The organism is Aequorivita sp. CRS11 (assembly GCF_059693805.1).
In genome coordinates this window covers 75,031-95,924 of the sequence record NZ_JCATIG010000001.1, presented here as the reverse complement: position 1 = coordinate 95,924, position 20,894 = coordinate 75,031, and the positions used below count along the sequence as shown (strand labels likewise).

Here is a 20,894-nt window from a genome sequence, read left to right as displayed (position 1 = left end):
TATGATAAAATTAGGTGATTACAATACTTTGGAGATTCTTCGGGAAACCGAACCAGGTCTATATTTGGGTGATGGTGATGAAAACGTGGTGCTTTTACCACATAAATACAAACCAGATGAATATGAAATAGGCGATGAGATTAGCGTTTTTATTTACCTTGACAACGAAGAAAGACCTATTGCCACAACGCTGGATCCTTTTCTGCAATTAAATACATTTGGATATCTACACTGCAGCGACGTAACCGAATATGGCGCCTTTATGGACTGGGGCTTGGAAAAGCAGCTTTTTGTTCCTTTTAAGGAGCAGGCCCGCCCTATGAAAAAGGGCAATTGGTACATTGTCTATTTATATATTGATGAAAAAACCAACCGTTTGGTGGGCAGCAGTAAGACGAATCACTTTCTTCAGAATGAAACCCTGACCGTAGAACCTTTTCAGGAAGTAGATATATTGGTTACGCATTTAACCGAAAAAGGCGCAAATGTTATAGTTAATGGGCTACACAAAGGATTGATCTATATTGAAGATATTTTTGAAGACATTCGCACTGGGGATAAGATGAAGGCTTTCATTAAAAAAATTCGTCCCGACAATAAGATTGATATCGTTCTGCAAACCCCAGGTTATAAAAGCATTGAGCCTAATGCAAACTTTATTCGGGAAGAATTGGAAGCTGCCGGAGGTTTTTTGCCTATTCACGACAAATCAGACCCTGACACAATAAAAAATATGTTGGGGATGAGCAAGAAGAGTTTTAAAAAGGCAATCGGAACGCTTTATAAAGACAAGCAGATTGTAATTAAAGAGGACGGAATAGAACTGATTTAGTTAGGTTTTTCTTCAAATTCGGGGCAGTCAACGCGAATGGCTTCGGTTTTTAATGGTTTTTGAAGATATTCGCAATAATCGCCCCCAGCTTGTTTTGCGTGGAATTTACAGGCAAAACACATCCGCTGCACGCTGATTATTCCAGCTTTATTCAAATTGTAAATAAGCTTTACAATGGTTTCATAAACAGTTTCCAGTTGGGCTGCATCAAAAGTGTCAAACTGTTTTTTTAGCGGATTTGCGTAATTTTCGGTTACTGTAACCAATTCTTTTCCCTTTTCCGAGAGAGCTATTAAATAACTTCGGCTGTCGGCTTTTGAATAATCCTTTAAAATTAATTTTTTCTGCTCCAACGATTTCACGGCATCACTGATGGTGGGCTTTGTAACATCTAATTCCTTAGCGAGATAACTAACTGTACAAAGTGAACTTTTGTGATAGGCAATAAAAATTAGTATTTGAATCTGTATTGGACTCACGCCAGATTTTTTTGCTTCGGCCCAAAGAAGTGTTCGGAAAACTTCTGAAATCCGTTCAAGACCAACTACTATTTTATTGCTCACACTTTCTTGCTGAAAGGAAGTATCGAAAACACTTTTTTCCATAATAAAGCCTGTTAGGGGGTATACCCTAACAGGCAAAGTTAGTATTCCTAATTACTTTTTCAAATCTTTTAGGCACAGTTTTCCATTTCCAAAATATAAAAACCTTTATCGCGGACTGCTGCTTCTATTTCTGGCGTTGCGTTTTCAATATGACAAAAATTACATCTTTTTGAATTGAATGCTTCAGTTTTAAACGGTTTGCTATCTAAATACTGTTTACCGTAACCATAAATTCGCTTTTCATCCCGCATCTCTTCACAAACTAAAATATCGAAATGCATTCGCGATCCATTATGTCTTTCCACATAAGTGTCCCAAACTGCTATTTTCATAATCAATTGTTTTTAACGGTATAAGGTAATGATAAATTACCGCTAGCTACACTGTAAACTTTATACACGCCAAGCATTGGCTTGTCCATATTTTCAGTATTTACCTGCATATACGCAGCGACGCCATCATAATTGAAACTGGTTTGATTGTTCATTCTGTATTTTGGAACCACAACTTTAATAGTATTGTTTATTGCCTTGACCCCATAGCCGGGAGAGTCCATATACATTGGCATTCCAGGGTTGGTGGGTGGCAGTTTTACCGTTGAATCGTCTTTTTTAAACTGCTTTACAGCAAGTCCTCCTTCAACTCTTTTATCTTCAACCAAAACAACCCAATGTGGATGCCAGATTACACCATCATTGTCATATTTACTATCCATATTCTCGTCCCATAGTGGAGTGTCATCAAAATCTGGGTGGGAGGTAAGGGCCAAGGCTACAATTCCATCAGTTTCACTGAACCCAACATCTGTAGACTTTAACGAAGTAGGGAAAACATATCCCAAGACAGGAGCTCCGTTCATTTTACCGGCAGGACTTGGAGTAGTGGCGCCTGCATTTCCGGCTACCGTTATTTCCCAAACTAAGACATCTAAACCAGCATGATATGTAACTTCGGCTTTTATAATTTTTAAATCATCATTACCATATTCTGAATTTTGTGAGTGGGCAATAGTTGCCAGCAAAAGTGTTGCTATTATAAATATTGATCTTTTCATCTTTGTTTATTTAAATACAAAGGCTTTCAGTAGAAAACCTTTATGGTTAATTAATTTTTTAAATCGGCCATAGAGGCGCCATAGTTAATGTGTAACACATTACCAGTAGGAGTAACCAATGCTGGAACGGATTTTACACCTGCATTTTCGGCTTGTGGAATTTGTGATTTTTGCTCACCAAGATGAACCACCTCAACCGTAGCGGGATCCAACAATTCGAGAATTTCGTTTTCGGCGTTTACGCATACGGGACAACCCGCGTGATAAAAAACAGACTTTTTCATAATTAATAAGGATTTAAGTTTAACAGCAATATTGCTTTAGCAAATATAGTAAGGAATCCTAACTAAATAAAATAAAATTGATTTTATTTATATCTTAACACTAAAGTCATAAATTATTAATAACCGTTTATACGGTACGGAGCGCAGCGGGGGCACACGCCGTAGGGAGGACAGGAGTCGGCAAAAAGAAAACCACGGGAAGCGTCTTTGTAAGCAATATTCTTTACTTTGGTTGAACCGTCAGCATTGTAACTGCTATTGCCATAAACACCATATTCTTTAGGGTCTAAAGAAATTTGAATGTCAGATTTCACGTAGTTTTCACTAGCTGCCATCGCATCATACATACTTACCGGTTCCCGATAATTGTTTTTATTCATTTTAAATGAAGGAAGCTTGCTTGAAATCTTTTTCGAAAAGCCTGAATTGGAAGGTAGTAGCGAAGTGCTCATTAAACTTTCAACTTCTGGCAAGTTTACAAAGTCCAATTTTAGTTTATTGGACTCAAAATCCAACTGTGCCGAGGCGATCAGTGGAAATAGAAAAAGAAGAAATAGCAATTTTTTCATCAGGACAAAGGTAACAAAAGTTAGGCCAAGTTTAAACCCAATCTAAATTCAAAACGTTGCGAAAGATTGGTTATTATAAACTCAAGCTTTTGGCGGTATTTTTAGGTACTGCATCTTGGTGAACCGTAATGCTTATTGCCTTTAAGCGCATATAGGCCTCGCTAAAATATACATATCCGCCGTTGGCTACGCGCGTTTCGTCTGTTCCCCAACTGTTTTTTACTTTGTAATATTTTGTTCCGTTTTGGTCGCGGAGCATTCCGGTTATGTGCATTAAGTGATCGTCAGTGGTATCATAGTTTTCAAATTCTTGCTGACGGTATTCCTGTGTGATTTTTCTTTCTGGGTAAACGCCCTGCAAGGCTTTAATATTATTTTTCGTTTCTTGCGGAATAACCGCTACGCCATCTTTTGAGGAAAAGGTTTTTTCGCTCACATCGCAGTCCAATTCTACAGTAAAGCCGTTTTCCAAAGCATTATCAATAGTAGCCATCATTTCATCCAACGGAATGTTATAAAAGCTGCCATTGCTCCAATTGTCCGGGATGTTCAAGATAAATTTTGAATAAAATGGAGCGTGGGTAAAACTGGTAAGGTTCACGTAATCTGCAGGCTGTATTTGGGTCATTGACAAAAAGGTTTGTGGCGTGTATTGTTTCCCTTCGTAAGTGAAGTTGGTTACGTTTCTCCCGATATAGGCATCCAGTACCCCTTCAATTGCAGCGCGCCATTTTTTGCTCAGTTTTCTTCCGGGATTGTCCACGTATGTTTTCAGCATTGCTTCTAAAACTGCAACCATTTCGGCGTGGTTATGGGTTGTTTCTCCAGCATCCAAACCATCAAAAACCGCTTCGGGTACCAAACCATATTTTTCTACGGAATTCATTACATCGTGCGCTAAGCCACCTTCACTGAACTGCGCTTTTCCTTGGCGCATAATAAAGTTTTCAGCTTTTAACGGGTAGGTGTTTCGCACCTGGTACATTTCGCTTAAATCAATATTTTTTCCTGTAAGACGAATAATTTCAGACTCTAAAAATGATGAAGCAGAAAAACTCCAACAAGTTCCGGTTATGCCTTGGCTTATAACGGGAGTAGTTTCAAGGTCTGTAATGGTTGTAAATTTATAGGCTTCTTGAGCGGAAAGTGTTACTGTGAAAAGTATTATGAAGAAGAAAAGTAAATGTTTCATTGTTTATGTCAGGTCGAGCGCAGTCGAGACCTTATTTAAGTTACAAGTTAGAATGACCTCTCGACTGCGCTCGAGCGGGACATTGCTTTATTTAATATTTTGATTTCATATATTTACGCTAAAATAATAATTATGTCTTCACCCAACTGGAAAACAGCTAAAAAATATACCGATATAACCTATAAAAAGGCAAATGGCGTGGCCCGTATTGCTTTTAACAGACCTGATGTACGCAATGCCTTTAGGCCTAAAACCACTGCCGAACTGCTGGATGCTTTTCACGATGCACAAGAAGATACTTCCATTGGTGTGGTTTTGCTTTCTGCCGAAGGACCTTCCTCGAAAGATGGGGTGTTTAGTTTTTGTAGCGGTGGCGACCAGAAAGCGCGTGGCCACCAAGGGTATGTGGGTGATGATGGCTACCACCGTTTAAATATTCTTGATGTACAACGGTTAATTCGTTTTATGCCGAAGGCCGTTATTTGTGTGGTCCCGGGTTGGGCTGTGGGTGGCGGACATAGTCTGCACGTGGTTTGCGATTTAACCTTGGCGAGCAAGGAACACGCTATTTTTAAACAGACCGATGCCGATGTTACCAGTTTTGACGGTGGCTACGGAAGTGCTTATTTAGCTAAAATGGTAGGGCAGAAGCGGGCTCGTGAAATCTTTTTCCTCGGAAGAAATTATTCTGCGCAGGAGGCTTTTGAGATGGGGATGGTGAATGCCGTGATTCCGCACGATGAATTGGAAGACACCGCTTTTGAATGGGCGCAGGAAATTCTTGCGAAGAGCCCAACTTCCATTAAGATGCTGAAGTTTGCCATGAACCTTACCGATGACGGTATGGTGGGGCAACAAGTATTTGCGGGTGAAGCTACGCGCCTTGCCTATATGACGGACGAAGCGAAAGAGGGGCGGGATGCGTTTCTTGAAAAGCGGAAACCTAATTTTGATAAGAAGTGGTTGCCTTAGGGTTCACATGTGTTGTCGATTTTAAGTTAACTTTCTTTGGGAATTTCGCTATCTACCAATTCTTTTTGAACCCAGGCCATTGCTTCGCTTAGGGTATCGAAGATTTCAAATTTCTTTTTGTAGAACATGCTTTCCAATTTGGCGTTTGATTTTGCCATTGTTGTATCAGCCACTATAGCCATAGCCACGAGGTTGTGGATTTTTGAGGTTTCGAGATAGGTTAGGGGATCTACTGCGTAGTTAAAATATCTATTTGAGATATAGACCATTTTTTTGTTTGCAAAATGTTCGTCCACCACTTTGCGCAGTTTGTCATTGTGGGCCGGGATTACAGTAACACCTTCCTTGATTTGGTTCACAAGGAAATTATCAAAGATGAAGACTTCTGATTCTTTGAATTCGTAATAGTGAAACATGCCCATAGTGCTTTGTATTTGTTAGTTTTCTTAAATATACGGAAGTTTTAATTATTATTTTAAGGCTGTTTTTTAAAATTAATGTGATTTGTCTTCTTTTTTGAGATCGTTTATGTTTTTTGTAATCGCTATGAGCTCTTGGTAGCTTAGGTTGCTGATGGCTTGTTTTAGGTTGGCCTCTGCTTGGTCGCGGATGAGTTTTTGTAGGGGGTGGTTCTCGTTTAGGGTCTCATTTTTTTCTGGGGTGTAGGCGAAGAGATCGCTTGGTTCGCAGACTAGGTGCTTGCAAAGTATTTCTATATGTTTTAAGAGGATGCCGCGGGGCGCTCTGTAGAGTAGGTTGCCCGCTGCGCTGCTTGATATGCCGTGTTTTATCATAAATGAATAGCCTTTGTCTATGCCACGGGCCTTGAATACTTGTTCTAGGTTTAGTGTTATCATACTGCTTGGGTTTTGTTTTACTAAATTATTGTTTTATTTGGAAAGTTGCAAGGGTGTTTTTGAAAGTATGAAAAGAAAATTTGAAAAGATGAAAAGAAAATATGAAAGTTTAATATTATAATATGAAAGTATAAAAATAGAAAGTTAAAATGATAAATGTAAAATTTAAAATATAAAAGTATTTTATGAAAGTTATTGTATTAAATATGAAAGTAAGAAGCTGCTTTGTGAAAGTATGGGGTGAAAATATGAAAGTTTTGTGTGTGAGGTGAGGTTTAGGTCTTTGGTATATGTTGTACAGGGGCGTTAGCTGGAGAAGTATGATTTCGGTCTAATAAAATCTGATAATACTAATTGAAAATTCCCAAATGCTTTCAAGTATTTTTCTTTGATATCATTATTTAATAAATTTTCATCCTTTGATTTATAAAATTCGTGATCTAATATTTGTTTAAAACCTATAATCATTATTTGGGATAGTAAAAGTTCACAGTGCTTTTTCATATCTTCAATATCTGCTTTAAAACATTCCTTTGAAATTTCAATTTTTTTAGATTTATCCGAATTTATAAAATCTTGGTGAATAGGTTTTTTAATTGGGTGGCTATCATAATGTTTGATACAGTTAGATATATAACTTATACGGCTGGTTATATAAAAGTGATGGTGTGATTTGTAAATATCAATTCCGAATTCTTTTTTGCAATAATCCTTAATACTTAATAAATCACTCATATCATTTATTTCTTGCAACAAAAAATCTGTTGCCTTTACTAGAGCTTTTAGATAAGCTTCGTATTTATGGAATAGACCTACGTAACCTAGTCTAATTGTTTCGTAAAGATTATCTTTCAAATCATCCTTCGTCAGATTTAACAAATGTTTGTATGTCGATTTTGAGATTTGACTCCAACTCTCAACGATGGATTTATTTGCTGCTGGAATGTAATAATTTAAAAAAAGGCCTTGTAAGCTATTTAAATCCGCATTTGTTTTTACTATTAAATCGAAAAGATGTTTGCCTTCTTCGGTTTCTTGTAAAAGGTGAAAATTATTGATTTTCGAAAAATTAGCAGTCAACAGATCGATATATAAATCAATGCTATTTTTCTTGGGTCTTTTCATAATTTGCCTAACATTTGGATAAAAACCATATAGCCTTTATTCTTATAACAAATTTTATGGTTTCCCTTCAAATATACCCCAAAACCCAAGTTGTTAAAGAATAGGTTTCAGGAAGTTATCAACGAAAGGTTGTGGAAAGCGCAAAAAAAAAACGCCAGCTATGTGTTTCGCTGGCGTTTTTAATTTCTTACTACTTACTATTTTGCATAAGCATCTGTATGGACATTTTTAACTGCCCGGCCACTTGGGTCGTTCATATTCTTAAAGCTGGCATCCCATTGCAATGCAATGGGGCTGCTGCACGCCACCGAGGGTACACTGGGCACGCTTAGTGCAGCGGTGTCGCTGGGGAAATGTTCTGCAAAAATGCTTCGGTAATAGAACTCTTCCTTGCTGGTGGGGGTTTGGATGGGGAACTTGTATTTGGCGTTTGCCAATTGCTCATCGGTTACTTTTTCGTTTACCATTTCCTTTAGGGTGTCTATCCAACTGTAGCCCACACCATCGCTAAATTGTTCCTTTTGTCGCCAGGCAACGCTTTCGGGGAGCATGTCTTCAAAGGCTTTTCGCAATACCCACTTTTCCATGCGTTCGCCGTTTATCATTTTGTCTTGCGGGTTTATGCGCATGGCTACGTCCATAAATTCCTTATCGAGAAAGGGTACACGGCCTTCAATTCCCCAAGAGGCTAGGGATTTGTTGGCGCGGAGACAGTCGTACATATGTAGTTTGTCCAACTTGCGTACGTTTTCCTTGTGGAATTCCTCTGCATTGGGGGCTTTGTGGAAATAGAGGTAGCCGCCAAAAATTTCATCGGCTCCTTCACCCGAAAGAACCATTTTTATACCCATTGCCTTGATAGCGCGGGCCATTAAATACATAGGTGTGCTGGCGCGGATGGTGGTTATATCATAGGTTTCAAGATGATAAATCACATCGCGAATGGCGTCTATGCCTTCTTGGATGGTAAATTTTATTTCGTGGTGAACGGTCTTTAAATGATCTGCCACTTTTTGCGCTGCTGCAAGATCGGGGCTGCCTTCAAGTCCGATAGCGAAACTGTGAAGCTGTGGATACCAAGCGCCTTCGGTGTCTTCGCTTTCAATACGTTTTTCGGCATATTTTTTTGCGATTGCGGAAGTGATGCTGCTGTCCAAGCCGCCGGAAAGTAAAACTCCGTATGGCACATCGCTCATCAATTGACGGTGTACTGCTGCTTCCAAGGCTTTGCGGAGTTCGGCGATTTCGGTAGCGTTGTCCTTAACGTTTTCATAGTCCATCCAATCGCGGGAGTACCAGCGCTTCAGCTCGCCTTCACGGCTATCCAGATAATGGCCGGGCGGGAAAAGTTCTATTTTTGTGCAGACGCCTTCCAAAGCTTTTAATTCGGAAGCTACGTAAAAGGTTCCGTTTTGGTCCCAACCGATATATAGTGGAATAATGCCCATGTGGTCGCGGGCAATAAAGTAGTTGTCGTTTTCAATATCGTAGAGTGCAAAGCCGAAAATGCCGTTCATTTCATCGAGGAAGCTGGCACCTTTCTCTTTATATAAAGGAAGAATTACCTCGCAGTCGCTTTTGGTCTGGAACTCATAATCCTTGAATTGCTTTCGGAGCGCCATATGATTATAGATTTCGCCATTGGCGGCCAAAACCAGATTACCATCACTGCTGAAAAGCGGTTGCTTTCCGGAAGTGGGATCAACTATCGCAAGCCGCTCGTGTGCCATAATAGCTTTGTCGTTACTGAAAATTCCGCTCCAGTCCGGTCCGCGGTGACGGATACATTTTGCCATTGACAACACCTGAAGTCTGAGAGCCTCTGAGGGCTCTTTAAGTTTGAATGCACATACAATTCCACACATAATTGAAAAGTTATTTGGTTAATGGTTAATGGTTAATAGTTACTCTGTTTGACATCTCTTCCCAGCACTCCCTTCAAAGGGAGGGAGTTTGCCTTCAAAATTCAAAATGAATTTTGATAATTTCCTTTTTGAAGGGGGCAAGGGGATGTAAAAAAAAACCCGCCAGGTAAAAAACCTGACGGGCTATATATCGCGACAAGTTTTTGTTACGGCAGCTCGTTATTATTATTATTTAAACTGATGAAGGACATAAACTTGTTATATTTTATAATTGAATTGCTAATTTAAAGTAATTAATTGCAGACTTCCAAATATTTATTGAATAAATGGTAATTAATAGTTTAAACTATTGAATATTCGGTAAAGTGCAATATTTTATGATTTTACACTGAATTGTATTGTATCTATTTATAGTATTGAATGATTTATTCTTCTTTAATTCATTAATAATAAAATTTCCGCAGGAAGGGAATCTTTGGGAATTTCATTGCCCGCAGTATTATAAAACGCGTACATAACATTAATGTCATCTAATAGTTTTATCATATAGATCTCACGTTTCGGGTTGTAAAAGGTTATAAAGTCTGCATGGCGAATGGTATAATCTTTATACTCCTTATCTACCTTCAGCCTAACCTCTGCGGGAATAATTTCACTGGGCATAAATTCAGAATTGAAGATCAGAATACCATTAGGAAGGTAGGAAGCCGAAAAACCCGGACGGCCGTCTTCTTCAAATTTGGCAATATAGCCGATGTTTTGCGCATCCTGCATCCCGTCCATTTCTTGCACCTGCCATTCGGAAACAAAGTTGGTAGGAAATAATTCTCCCTGACGGTCCAAAACGGATTGTGGAACTTGTGATTCTGGTATGTAGCGAACATTATTATTAACATCTTGCGAATACGTGATTGTACTTATTAAAAAGCTTAATAGTAGTATAGTAATTTTTCTCATAGTCATATTTTTTTTAAATATGCTATAAGATACGGAGCTTAGGGGAAGAATAACAGGACTTTAGCGTTATCTTAACTTGGGAAACTCAGAGGGGTTTGCTTCGTGCATAATTTCATAAACCTTTTCATAAACATCTTCCACGGAAGGCTTGCTGAAATAATCACCATCAGTGCCATAGGGTGGACGGTGGTCTTTCGCCGAAAGCGTTTGGGGTTTGCTATCCATAAACTTATAACCACCCTGCACTTCCATTATGTGGTTCAAAATATAAGCTGAAGCACCTCCTGGCACATCCTCATCAATAACTAGTAGGCGATTGGTCTTTGCTACACTTTTTACCACGTCATGGTTGATATCTAAGGGAAGAAGGGACTGTACGTCAATAATTTCGGCATCTATACCAGCTTGCTGAAGCTCCTTGGCAGCTTCTTCTACTATACGCAATGTGCTTCCGTAGGAAACCAAAGTAATATCGGTTCCTTCCTTAATAGTTTCCACAACGCCGATAGGGGTTTTGAACTCGCCAAGATTGTTTGGCATTTTTTCCTTTAAACGGTACCCGTTCAAGCATTCAATAACTAATGCGGGTTCGTCTGTTTCCAATAACGTATTATAAAAACCCGCAGCTTTGGTCATATTGCGAGGTACTAGAACATACATTCCGCGCAATAAATGAATCAAACCTGCCATCTGCGAGCCACTGTGCCAAATACCTTCCAGCCTGTGGCCACGGGTACGGACTATTAAAGGGGCTTTTTGGGTGCCGTTTGTTCTGTAACGAACGGTTACCAAATCGTCACTCATGATTTGAAGACAATATAAAATGTAATCCAAATATTGAATCTCTGCAATTGGGCGGAGGCCACGCATTGCCATCCCAATTCCTTGGCCCAGAATGGTGGCTTCGCGAATTCCGGCATCGGCTACACGTAGCTTGCCATATTTTTCCTGCATTCCTTCGAGGCCTTGGTTTACATCGCCAATTTCGCCACTGTCTTCACCAAAGATTAATACCTCAGGATGTTTACTGAAAATGGCGTCAAAGTTATCACGGATAATTACCCTTCCATCCACTTCCTCGGCATCGTTTGCGTAAGAGGGAAGGGCTTCTTTTATGGTCTTGGCATTTTCTTTTGCTTCACTGTAAAGGTGGGCGCTGTATTTAGGTTGAATGGTCTCGAAGTAATTCTCGATCCAATCCTGAAGTTGTTTCTTTTCGGAAGAATTTTCCCCCACTACATAGCGCAATGCTTTACGTGCTGAAGCGAGGATATTTCTACGTAGAGGCTCTTTTTCAGATGCCAGTTCATTCTTTATTTTTACAATGAAATTTTTGTTTGCACTATTTTCGGCTAAATTCCCCAGTAATAAAACTGCCTCTTCCTGCTCTTTTTTTTGAGGAGCTACGAAAGCTTCCCAAGCAGCTTTCTTTCCGTCGCGCACCTTCTTTTTAATATCTTTTTCTATTTCAGCAAGTTGTTCTTCGGTTGCAATATCGCTTGCTATCATCCACTCACGCATTTTAAGATTGCAATCGTACTTTGCTTCCCATTCCAAGCGTTCCTTACTTTTGTAACGTTCGTGGGAGCCGCTGGTACTGTGGCCCTGTGGTTGAGTTAATTGCTGTACGTGAATTAAAACAGGAACGTGCTCTTCACGCGCAATTTTTGATGCACGGTTGTAAACCTCAATAAGTTCTGGGTAATCCCATCCTTTTACCCGGATAATTTCATAGCCATCTTCTTCTTCGGTGCGCTGGAATCCTTTTAATATTTCTGAAATGTTCTCTTTGGTAGTTTGGTATTTCGCGTGAACAGAGATTCCGTATTCATCGTCCCAAACGCTCATTACCATTGGAACTTGCAATACGCCCGCAGCATTAATGGTTTCCCAGAAAAGACCTTCACTGGTGCTGGCATTTCCTATAGTTCCCCAAGCAACTTCGTTACCATTGATTGAGAAATTGGTTTTGTTTTCAATGCCATTTACGTTCCTGAAAATTTTGGAAGCCTGTGCCAAGCCCAATAAACGGGGCATTTGTCCTGCTGTGGGAGAAATATCGGCACTGCTATTTTTTTGTTGGGTAAGGTTTTTCCAACTGCCGTCCTCGTTTAAACTGTGGGTTGCAAAGTGGCCGCCCATTTGTCTGCCGGCGCTCATGGGGTCAGCTTTTAAATCTGTGTGGGCGTAGAGCCCTGCAAAAAACTGCTCGATGGTAAGTTTGCCAATAGCCATCATAAAGGTTTGGTCGCGGTAGTAACCACTGCGCCAATCTCCATTTTGAAACGCCTTTGCCCAAGCTAGTTGCGGCACTTCCTTTCCGTCGCCAAAAATTCCAAACTTTGCTTTTCCGGTAAGTACTTCACGGCGCCCCAACAGACTACACTCACGGCTGGTTACAGCTATTTTGTAATCGTTTAAAACTGTTTCTTTGAAATCGTCAAAGGAAATCTCGCCGTTGGTCTTTGGGTCTGTCTGCATTTCAATGGGTTTTAGTTTTTCAAAAATAGCGAAATTGAGGGTGTTTCGCAATGCTTAGTTATCCACAGCTGGTTTTTGGAGACCGATGGATTTTCAGTTTAATCTTTTTTTGAGGGAACTACGTTAATAATCAACAACCTAAGCAATAGAATAAATGGAAAACCGTGCAATAAAACATCAAACCAGTCGGCTCCCTGCATTCCTTCGGCACCGCCTGCAATCCATTTTATTTTGCCCCAAATGTGTGGTTCAGGTAGAAAAGGGGCAAGACCCAAAGTTAGACAGAGAAGTATAATGATGCGCCAGTTGTTTAGTAATTGCATTTTTATAGTCGTGGAGTTGTTGAAATAGTATATTATAAATTGGTTTAATCATTAGTACCACCTTCGTGTGAAAAGGCCCAGTAAGGTCTTCGGGCTTAAAGTAATAATGAATCTTACCTTTTCATCGTAATGTGGCAGATTTGGTTCAAAACCTAAGTTTGAGTAGATCGGGAAATAAACCTCAAAATAATCGGCTACCAAACTTACGCGGATTCCGCTGTCAAAAACAGCATTGACTCCACGGTCTTTGTTCCCAACAAGACCTACATCGCCATAGGCATAAATCCATTTCCAAATATTGGTGCTTGCATTCACGGTAGTTATCCAACTATTGGCATAGGCCGGTTCCAATTGAGATTTAAAACCGCCTTCGGCTATGATGAGCTGTTGACTGAAAAGTCCGGAGTCCTCACTTCTTCCGTAATAATTATAGTCAAAAAGATAATCATTTGGACGGTCCAGAGCAAAGCTGAAAAAATCTTCGTCTTCACGGGTATCATTAAACAGAAAAACTCCTGCATAGAAGCGAAGGTTCAATTGACGGTTGCTCAAAAAAAGCTTACGATATTCTAGATCTACGGAAAGTTTACTGAATTTTGAGGAAATCTCATAATCAGCAACGCCCCTAAAATAGTTGATAAGATTGGGGTTGGAATATACATACTGCATGTTGAAAACGCTGTAATTGGGCTCTTGGTCTGGGTCATTGGGGTTTTCATCTCTGTATACATTCACATTCCGAAGGTTGATGAATTGTTTTTCGTTGTCTCTTAAATCATCATTTCTGAAAGCGAAAGTGATGTAGGGTGTAAAGCGTTTGTAAAAAAGACCGCGATCATAGGAATAGTAGTTTCCGGAAAAACCATAGCGCATGGCATACAGATTTCCTTGGTCCATAGTTTGGGTATAGCTTATGGAAGCACTCCCCACAAGGGTTTTTGATCTAAAACCGAATTGTGGTTCCAAACTATAATGCACTGCCTTGGGCAATACTGTTTTATTGTATAGCCGCAATCCTGCCGAAATACCGTCGTAAAGATTATACTCAAAAATTGGCATAAAGAAAAACTGGGTATAATTTGGATCCTCCACATCTTGGAAAAGCCGGAATTGCAACGGTTTGTTTAAAAGGCCATTAACGGTTTTAAAATTGTTTCTTCTGTTGTATTCGGGAATTCTGCCTTCATAGTTGAGGGCTAATTTTCGAATGTTTTTTGCAGGAATGGTTACCGTGCTTATGCTGTCTACAGGTTTTGTCCAGGTTTTATAGACAATTTCATCTTTGTTAAGACCGTAAAGCGATATGGGCAATTCATTTTCTCTATTATTCTTTATGAATACCTTTAAAGAATCTCCTTGCTTTACTACCCTTTTTATTTTGAAATCAATTGTAGTGCGGGTATCGGCAAAATCTTCAAAAAACCAATTTATGGGAAGTTCGGTTTTTTCTGAAAGAAAGCTTTCAAAATCAGATGATTTAATGGATTTCAATTTATTTTCAGCATAAAACTCTTTTATACTGCTGTTCAAAATACCAGCGCCCAAATAATCGTTTAAATATCGTAAACCCGTTGCGCCATAATAACCATTGGCAATATTCATATTGAATTTCAGCAAAGAATCCTTGGGCGTAGTCAATGCTTGGTGAATATTGTTACGCGCCATATTCAAATACAGAATAGGGTATTGGTCATTGAATTCAAGTTCTGCTGCATGCGCCCAACGGATTATCCACCAATTGCTAAGATTGCCTATTATCTTCATTTTAGGATAATAGGTATCCACATATTCCATCATCAAATAAATCTGCAATGCATCCTGAAGCCAATAATCATCGCGGGAGTCCATTATCAGCGTATTGTCAATATAGCGTCTTGTGATGGTTTTAAGCTGTTCCATATCATACTCAAAACCATCGGGAAATGGGCTGATGAAACGCGGCAGTTGGTTTAGGCCGTAAACTGGATTGGTTTTATAATCGGTTTCACTGATAACCATTTTCTCGAAAGGATAAGGGCCAAGCCTTTCGTCCAAAAAATGCACGATCCTATCAATCATTAAAGCTTGTACCGGTGGGTTCACCTTACTATTCTGCAAGTTGGTAATTACTTTCAGTTTGTCTGTCTCGATAGTTTCAAATGTTGAATTCTTTTCGAGGTAAACAGTTATGTTAGTTCGTTTCTCGGCCGAGAGAGTAATTGATTTTGTGTTTTGTGAAATGTTCTCCTCAATTATATTCAAATCTGAAACAATCGTATAATTCTTTGGAAGATGTAGTTTTACCGAAAACTCCGATGGTGTTAAAAATAAATCGTCTGTATTTTTATTACTGTAAACCTGCCATTCACCATTATAAACCGCAGGTGATATGTACCAATATTTAAGCTTGTAATCACCATTTTTATCTACTCCATACCGCGTAAATTTACTATCGGGAAGTTTAACCGCATACTCTAAACTGAAAGTATAACTATCGTTTGGCAGCAATGGTTTTTCTGGAATAATTTTTAAAATATCTACATCATCGCCGCGCTGCCATTGTAACGGAACTTGAGTATTTCCATATATTTTTTCTATGGTTGTTTTTCCTCTATCCTCATCTTTTTCAAAGTGAAAGGAGCTGTTGTAGTTTTCTGCAAACCGCTGCCCCAGAGGACTCGTTTTTGTCGAAAAACTGTTGGCCCAATCAAAGAGGTAGAGTTCTTTTAAGGTATCTGCTGATGTATTTTTATAGGTTATTTCCTGCTTAATTGAAAGCGTTTTTTTTATCGGCACCAGTGTAGCGTCAATATTTACAGTGTGCTGCGCCGCTGCTTGGATTGCCAAACAAAGAAAGAGTAAATATAGTATCCTTTTGGGCATCAAGAAGTTTTGAGGAATTTTAGCATTCGTGAGGCTGGAAGGTCTGTTTTTAAATAATACACTCCATTGGTGAGTTGGCTAACGTCAATTGAAAGATGCTGGGATGTTTCTGAATTAAATACCAAAAGTTTCTGTCCAAGCGTGTTATAAATTTCAAACGTAATATTTTTCGGAAAGTTTGGCCCCACTTGAATATTGAGATGTTTAGAAACCATTGTATTTTCAATAAAAATAGAAGTTTGGGTTAAAAAGTCATCGTTGCTTAAAACAATTTCCTTATTTGTTTCCAGATTCATCACAATAGGCAAGTGATCGCTCATATTGTAAAGATTTTCGCGCAATGCTTGACTAAAATCTCCCGTGCAGTCTGGGCTATTTATACTGTTGTCAAAACAATTGCCGTTGTTTCCGAAAGACTTATAAGTATCTTCTATGTATTTTAATTTCGGGTCGCTGAGCATGTTTTCTGAAACGGTAATAAAATCGAACCTGTCATCAAGTCCGCCGCCAGCTCCTGCACCAAATGGACCAGAACTTATTCGCGTACTTTGTGAATGTATATCCTGAAAATTAATGTTATTGTTCCAAGAGCCCGGACGGTCAATGGGGTCAACCATCACAATAGCGTTTGTAGGGTCCAATAATTCTTGGTATCCTGGTTCGCTTGCGGTATAAAAATTAAAGTCACCACTAAAAATTACAAATGAATTGGGATCCAAAGTTTCCAATCTATTGGTAAACTGGTTCACCATATCTAACCGCAATGTTTGATTACTGCTTCCTTGGCTCGACTTAAGGTGCGTTACAAAAACTTCAATAAAAATAGGGTCTGATTGTTGATCTGCAGTACTGAGCTTTAGTGTATAATGATTTATATCGCGCACTTGCGTGGGAATAACTGCGGAAGCTTCCAAAGAAAACATACCTTTTCTGTAAAACAAAATTTGTTGGTGGTCTGGATCGCCAGAGTGGCTAGGTTCAAAAGGAGCCCTTAAATAATTAGCACCTTCATCGTTTAGGGAAGTATTCAAAATTAAATCGGCGCCATACTCACTTTCCAGCTCGCAAATCATAAAAAGGTCTGGTTCATATTCGTTAAGGATTTCCATTAAAATCTGTTCCCTATTGTTGGGTTGTGCAGAGGGAAATTCAAGTAAGTTGTAAAACATTGTTTTAATGGTTCCTTGCGCGCTAACGCAGAGCGAAACAATAAAAAAAACCAATGTCAATATATTTTTAAGCATTCTGAAATTTTAAAAAATTAGAAGTTCGGACTTAAATTGTACTCGTTGTAAAAATCATTTAAAATTTGAAGCACTTCGTCTTCCGAATCAACTAAATGCACCAAATCCAAATCTTCTGCGCTTACGTTGTTATTGGCTTCCAGAAGGGTTGTTTTTATCCATTCAAAAAGACCTCCCCAAAATTCTGTTCCAACAAGTATTAGCGGGAATTTATCAATTTTGTGTGTTTGGATAAGGGTTAAGGCTTCAAAAAATTCATCCAAGGTTCCAAAGCCTCCGGGCATTACAACAAAGCCCTGGGAGTATTTTACAAACATAACCTTTCTTACAAAAAAGTAATCAAAATCGATACTTTTATCGCTGTCAATGTAAGGGTTGTCGTGTTGTTCAAAAGGAAGTGTAATATTTAATCCCACCGAGGTCCCACCGGCTAAATGGGCGCCTTTATTTCCCGCTTCCATTATTCCCGGTCCTCCGCCGGTTATAACGCCGTAACCATTTTCAGTAATCTTTTTAGCAATGCTTTCTGCAAGTTTGTAGTATTTATGGTCTGGTTTGGTACGGGCAGATCCAAAAATGGAAACACACGGCCCAATACGACTCATTTTTTCATATCCGCCCACAAACTCTCCCATGATTTTAAAGATGGCCCAAGAGTCATTTGTTTTTACTTGATTCCAGTTTTTAGGTATTTGTTCGTCTCTCATTTATTTAATATTCAGTATTTCTTGCAGTTTTAGTTTTATGTACTTAAAATTTCAAGTTCCTTTTAGGGCTCAATGTAATTCTTTTTTAAGAAATTGTGCTGTATAGCTTTTTTTGTCCTTGGCTACTTCTTCGGGGGTTCCCAAGGCCATTACCTTTCCACCTTGTTTACCGCCTTCAGGGCCTATGTCTATAATATAATCAACGGTTTTGATTACGTCTAGATTGTGCTCAATTATCAAAACCGTGTTTCCTTTACCAACCAATTTGTTCAAAACAAGCATCAGCACGCGAATGTCTTCAAAATGAAGGCCAGTAGTGGGTTCGTCCAAAATATAAAAGGTATTGCCGGTATCTCTCTTTGAAAGCTCTGTGGCCAATTTAATTCGTTGTGCTTCTCCTCCTGAAAGCGTGGTGGATTGTTGCCCCAAGGTAATATACCCCAAGCCAACATCCTTTATGGTTTTAATTTTTCGGTGGATTTTTGGAATGTTTTCAAAGAAACTATCAGCTTCGTTGATTGTCATTTCCAAAACATCATAAATAGATTTTCCCTTATAACGAATCTCCAAAGTTTCGCGGTTGAAACGTTTGCCCTGGCAGGTTTCACATTCCACATAAACATCGGGTAGAAAATTCATTTCAATAACACGTAAACCAGCTCCTTTACAGGTTTCGCAACGCCCACCGGCAACGTTGAAACTAAAACGGCCCGGTTTATAGCCACGAATCATCGCTTCGGGTGTTTTGGCGAATAGATTGCGTATTTCAGAAAAAACACCCGTGTAGGTCGCCGGGTTGCTTCGCGGCGTCCTACCTATGGGTGATTGGTTAATGTCGATTACTTTATCAATATTTTCGAGACCTTCAATCTTTTTATAGGGCATCGGTTTTTTTACGCCGTTGAAAAAATGTGCGTTGAGAATAGGGTAGAGGGTTTCGTTGATGAGCGTACTTTTTCCGCTGCCGGAAACGCCCGTTACCCCAATCATTTTTCCCAAAGGAAACTCAACCGTAATGTTTTTTAAATTGTTGCCCGTAGCGCCTTTTAAGATCAGTTTTTTTCCGTTTCCTTTTCGGCGTTTTTTGGGAATTTCAATTTCTTTTTTTCCGTTTAAATACGCGGCCGTAAGGGTATCGTGTTTTTCAATTTCCTCAGGAGTGCCTTCCGAAACTATTTCGCCACCGTGCCTTCCTGCAGCGGGGCCAATATCAATTACATAATCGGCGCTTTCAATCATATCTTTATCGTGCTCTACCACGATTACTGAGTTGCCGATTTCCTTTAATTGCTTCAAGGAATAGATCAAGCGTTCGTTGTCACGCTGATGAAGCCCAATACTAGGTTCATCCAAAATATAAAGAACGCCCACCAATTGTGAGCCAATCTGCGTTGCCAAACGGATACGCTGTGCCTCACCGCCCGAAAGTGATTTGGAACTTCGGTCCAAAGCTAAATAGGTTAAGCCCACATCAACCAAAAACTGAAGTCTGGAGCGCACTTCCTTTATAATTTCCGAAGCGATTTTAAGTTGTGTTTCCGAAAGGTTTTTTTCCAGATTGGCAAACCATTCCGCAAGTTCAACCACATCCATATTGGCAAGTTCAGCAATGTTTTTTCCGTTTACTTTAAAGTAAAGCGATTCTTTCCGAAGCCGTGAGCCGTCGCATTCCGGACACGGAATTTTGTCCATGTATTCCTTTGCCCAACGTTTTAGGGAAGTGGTTTCGTTTGCGTCAAAAGTATTTTGGATAAAGGTGGCAACGCCTTCAAAGTCTATTTTGTAGCTACGGGTGATACCAAGTTCTTTTGATGCAACATCAAACTTTTCATTTCCGCCGAAAAAGATAACGTCCTTAGCCTCTTGAGGAATACTTTCAAAAGGATCACTCAATTTAAATTTAAAGCGTTCGGCAATCAGTTCAAGCTGCTTAAAAACCCAATTGTTTTTTTGCGGTCCGTGCGCGGCCAAGGCACCTTGTTTTATGGAAAGCTTTTTGTTCGGAACAAGCTTGTTTAAATTTACCTCATAAAGCTTCCCAAGGCCTTTGCAGTTGGGGCACATTCCTTTTGGGGAATTGAACGAAAAGTTATTCGGCTCTGGGTTTGGATATGATATACCCGATGACGGACACATCAAGGAACGACTGAAATAGCGGGCTTCATTTGTATCGTTATCCAAAACCATCAGCACATCATCGCCGTGGTACATCGCGGTATTTATGGTTTCAGAGAGGCGTTTGTTGTTATCACTTTCTGAGGAAACTTTTAAGCGGTCAATTACTATTTCAATATCGTGGGTTTTGTACCGGTCCACCTTCATTCCCTTTACAATATCGCGCACTTCGCCGTCCACACGTACTTTTAGGAAACCTTGCTTTGCGATCTGCTCAAAAAGTTCGCGGTAATGCCCTTTACGGGAACGAATGACTGGAGCCAAGATGCTTACCTTTTTATTGGAAAAATCTTCGAGTATAAGTTGCTTTATATGCTCATCACTGTAGCTGACCATCTTTTCGCCGGTATTGTAACTGTATGCATCACTTGCGCGCGCGTAAAAAAGGCGAAGAAAATCATAAATTTCAGTAATAGTGCCTACTGTGGAACGCGGGCTTTTACTCGTGGTTTTTTGCTCAATGGCAATTACGGGCGAAAGCCCTTCAATTTTATCTACATCGGGGCGTTCCAAACTACCGAGAAATTGGCGTGCATAAGCCGAAAAAGTTTCAATATAACGGCGCTGCCCTTCGGCATAAATAGTATCAAACGCCAATGAGGATTTCCCGCTGCCGGAAAGCCCTGTGATTACTACTAATTTTTCTCTTGGAATGCGAACGTCAATGTTCTTTAAGTTGTGGACGCGGGCGCCCAAAACTTCAATAAAATCCTCATTTTTCAGCATAGCTTGCAAAGGTACTCAATAGAATGGAAAATAAAGAATGCATGGCATCACGGAGGTGTTAATT

General features: G+C 39.5%; 19 protein-coding genes. 2 read left to right on the top strand and 17 right to left on the bottom strand.

The features are described 5' to 3' along the window. Position 1: 1 nt before the first annotated feature. Positions 2-832: a CvfB family protein gene (locus tag AC58DT_RS00420; protein ID WP_497214765.1), complete on the top strand. Its 831-nt coding sequence runs from the start codon at positions 2-4 to the stop codon at positions 830-832. On the opposite strand, the gene AC58DT_RS00415 is transcribed toward AC58DT_RS00420, so the two are convergent. The 6 genes from AC58DT_RS00415 to AC58DT_RS00390 form a co-directional block, all read right to left on the bottom strand. Then, positions 829-1,437, bottom strand: a complete 609-nt coding sequence (locus AC58DT_RS00415) for a MarR family winged helix-turn-helix transcriptional regulator (protein WP_497214764.1) — start codon at positions 1,435-1,437, stop codon at positions 829-831. The two genes, AC58DT_RS00420 and AC58DT_RS00415, sit on opposite strands and share 4 nt — an antisense overlap. 68 nt (positions 1,438-1,505) lie before the next feature. Beyond that, the gene (locus tag AC58DT_RS00410) at positions 1,506-1,769 is read right to left on the bottom strand and encodes a DUF2024 family protein (RefSeq protein WP_497214762.1); all 264 of its coding nucleotides are present in this window, start codon (positions 1,767-1,769) and stop codon (positions 1,506-1,508) included. A gap of 2 nt (positions 1,770-1,771) precedes the next feature. Next, positions 1,772-2,491, bottom strand: a complete 720-nt coding sequence (locus AC58DT_RS00405; protein WP_497214760.1) for a hypothetical protein — start codon at positions 2,489-2,491, stop codon at positions 1,772-1,774. A gap of 50 nt (positions 2,492-2,541) precedes the next feature. Then, positions 2,542-2,775, bottom strand: coding sequence for a thioredoxin family protein (locus AC58DT_RS00400; RefSeq protein ID WP_497214759.1), 234 nt, complete (start codon positions 2,773-2,775; stop codon positions 2,542-2,544). Positions 2,776-2,891: 116 nt separating this feature from the next. Further along, a complete protein-coding gene (locus AC58DT_RS00395; RefSeq protein ID WP_497214758.1) occupies positions 2,892-3,344 on the bottom strand; it encodes a hypothetical protein in 453 nt (150 codons plus the stop codon). Between the two features lie 73 nt (positions 3,345-3,417). Further along, positions 3,418-4,536, bottom strand: coding sequence for a C1 family peptidase (locus tag AC58DT_RS00390; protein ID WP_497214757.1), 1,119 nt, complete (start codon positions 4,534-4,536; stop codon positions 3,418-3,420). Between the two features lie 132 nt (positions 4,537-4,668). Between AC58DT_RS00390 and AC58DT_RS00385 the strand changes: the two genes are divergently transcribed. Further along, complete coding sequence (locus AC58DT_RS00385; RefSeq protein ID WP_497214756.1) at positions 4,669-5,508, top strand: 1,4-dihydroxy-2-naphthoyl-CoA synthase; 840 nt, start codon at positions 4,669-4,671, stop codon at positions 5,506-5,508. Between the two features lie 26 nt (positions 5,509-5,534). Here the strand turns inward: AC58DT_RS00385 and AC58DT_RS00380 are convergent, their stop codons facing one another. The 11 genes from AC58DT_RS00380 to uvrA all read right to left on the bottom strand — a co-directional run bounded on the left by AC58DT_RS00380 (position 5,535) and on the right by uvrA (position 20,830). After that, positions 5,535-5,924 (bottom strand): hypothetical protein, encoded by a 390-nt coding sequence (locus AC58DT_RS00380; protein ID WP_497214755.1) that lies wholly within the window; start codon positions 5,922-5,924, stop codon positions 5,535-5,537. 78 nt (positions 5,925-6,002) lie between these two features. Beyond that, a complete protein-coding gene (locus AC58DT_RS00375; RefSeq protein ID WP_497214754.1) occupies positions 6,003-6,365 on the bottom strand; it encodes a helix-turn-helix domain-containing protein in 363 nt (120 codons plus the stop codon). 306 nt (positions 6,366-6,671) lie between these two features. Then, the gene (locus AC58DT_RS00370; protein ID WP_497214753.1) at positions 6,672-7,490 is read right to left on the bottom strand and encodes a hypothetical protein; all 819 of its coding nucleotides are present in this window, start codon (positions 7,488-7,490) and stop codon (positions 6,672-6,674) included. A gap of 197 nt (positions 7,491-7,687) precedes the next feature. Continuing rightward, the gene (asnB, locus tag AC58DT_RS00365) at positions 7,688-9,355 is read right to left on the bottom strand and encodes an asparagine synthase B (RefSeq protein WP_497214752.1); all 1,668 of its coding nucleotides are present in this window, start codon (positions 9,353-9,355) and stop codon (positions 7,688-7,690) included. 435 nt (positions 9,356-9,790) lie between these two features. Next, positions 9,791-10,312, bottom strand: a complete 522-nt coding sequence (locus AC58DT_RS00360) for a hypothetical protein (protein WP_497214751.1) — start codon at positions 10,310-10,312, stop codon at positions 9,791-9,793. 66 nt (positions 10,313-10,378) lie between these two features. After that, positions 10,379-12,793 carry an alpha-ketoacid dehydrogenase subunit alpha/beta gene (locus AC58DT_RS00355; protein ID WP_497214750.1) on the bottom strand — a complete coding sequence of 805 codons (2,415 nt, stop codon included), beginning with the start codon at positions 12,791-12,793 and terminating at the stop codon, positions 10,379-10,381. Positions 12,794-12,891: 98 nt separating this feature from the next. Continuing rightward, a complete protein-coding gene (locus AC58DT_RS00350; RefSeq protein ID WP_497214749.1) occupies positions 12,892-13,116 on the bottom strand; it encodes a hypothetical protein in 225 nt (74 codons plus the stop codon). A gap of 51 nt (positions 13,117-13,167) precedes the next feature. Further along, positions 13,168-15,978, bottom strand: a complete 2,811-nt coding sequence (locus AC58DT_RS00345) for a gluzincin family metallopeptidase (RefSeq protein WP_497214748.1) — start codon at positions 15,976-15,978, stop codon at positions 13,168-13,170. Then, positions 15,978-17,222: a T9SS type A sorting domain-containing protein gene (locus AC58DT_RS00340; protein WP_497214747.1), complete on the bottom strand. Its 1,245-nt coding sequence runs from the start codon at positions 17,220-17,222 to the stop codon at positions 15,978-15,980. The genes AC58DT_RS00345 and AC58DT_RS00340 overlap by 1 nt, the downstream gene beginning before the upstream one ends. 17 nt (positions 17,223-17,239) lie before the next feature. Then, entirely contained in the window at positions 17,240-17,929 is a 690-nt protein-coding gene (locus tag AC58DT_RS00335; RefSeq protein ID WP_062618898.1) for an LOG family protein, read from the bottom strand. Between the two features lie 69 nt (positions 17,930-17,998). Next, positions 17,999-20,830 carry an excinuclease ABC subunit UvrA gene (gene uvrA, locus AC58DT_RS00330; protein WP_497214746.1) on the bottom strand — a complete coding sequence of 944 codons (2,832 nt, stop codon included), beginning with the start codon at positions 20,828-20,830 and terminating at the stop codon, positions 17,999-18,001. Positions 20,831-20,894: the final 64 nt, after the last annotated feature.

Coding starts and splice junctions, on each gene's coding strand:
- AC58DT_RS00395 (WP_497214758.1), bottom strand. CDS start 3,344: ATGAAAAAATTGCTATTTCTTCTTTTTCTATTTCCACTGATCGCCTCG.
- AC58DT_RS00350 (WP_497214749.1), bottom strand. CDS start 13,116: ATGCAATTACTAAACAACTGGCGCATCATTATACTTCTCTGTCTAACT.
- AC58DT_RS00360 (WP_497214751.1), bottom strand. CDS start 10,312: ATGAGAAAAATTACTATACTACTATTAAGCTTTTTAATAAGTACAATC.
- AC58DT_RS00400 (WP_497214759.1), bottom strand. CDS start 2,775: ATGAAAAAGTCTGTTTTTTATCACGCGGGTTGTCCCGTATGCGTAAAC.
- AC58DT_RS00370 (WP_497214753.1), bottom strand. CDS start 7,490: ATGAAAAGACCCAAGAAAAATAGCATTGATTTATATATCGATCTGTTG.
- AC58DT_RS00355 (WP_497214750.1), bottom strand. CDS start 12,793: ATGCAGACAGACCCAAAGACCAACGGCGAGATTTCCTTTGACGATTTC.
- AC58DT_RS00345 (WP_497214748.1), bottom strand. CDS start 15,978: ATGCCCAAAAGGATACTATATTTACTCTTTCTTTGTTTGGCAATCCAA.
- asnB (WP_497214752.1), bottom strand. CDS start 9,355: ATGTGTGGAATTGTATGTGCATTCAAACTTAAAGAGCCCTCAGAGGCT.
- AC58DT_RS00410 (WP_497214762.1), bottom strand. CDS start 1,769: ATGAAAATAGCAGTTTGGGACACTTATGTGGAAAGACATAATGGATCG.
- AC58DT_RS00420 (WP_497214765.1), top strand. CDS start 2: ATGATAAAATTAGGTGATTACAATACTTTGGAGATTCTTCGGGAAACC.
- AC58DT_RS00390 (WP_497214757.1), bottom strand. CDS start 4,536: ATGAAACATTTACTTTTCTTCTTCATAATACTTTTCACAGTAACACTT.
- AC58DT_RS00415 (WP_497214764.1), bottom strand. CDS start 1,437: ATGGAAAAAAGTGTTTTCGATACTTCCTTTCAGCAAGAAAGTGTGAGC.
- AC58DT_RS00385 (WP_497214756.1), top strand. CDS start 4,669: ATGTCTTCACCCAACTGGAAAACAGCTAAAAAATATACCGATATAACC.
- AC58DT_RS00405 (WP_497214760.1), bottom strand. CDS start 2,491: ATGAAAAGATCAATATTTATAATAGCAACACTTTTGCTGGCAACTATT.
- AC58DT_RS00335 (WP_062618898.1), bottom strand. CDS start 17,929: ATGAGAGACGAACAAATACCTAAAAACTGGAATCAAGTAAAAACAAAT.
- AC58DT_RS00340 (WP_497214747.1), bottom strand. CDS start 17,222: ATGCTTAAAAATATATTGACATTGGTTTTTTTTATTGTTTCGCTCTGC.
- uvrA (WP_497214746.1), bottom strand. CDS start 20,830: ATGCTGAAAAATGAGGATTTTATTGAAGTTTTGGGCGCCCGCGTCCAC.
- AC58DT_RS00380 (WP_497214755.1), bottom strand. CDS start 5,924: ATGTTTCACTATTACGAATTCAAAGAATCAGAAGTCTTCATCTTTGAT.
- AC58DT_RS00375 (WP_497214754.1), bottom strand. CDS start 6,365: ATGATAACACTAAACCTAGAACAAGTATTCAAGGCCCGTGGCATAGAC.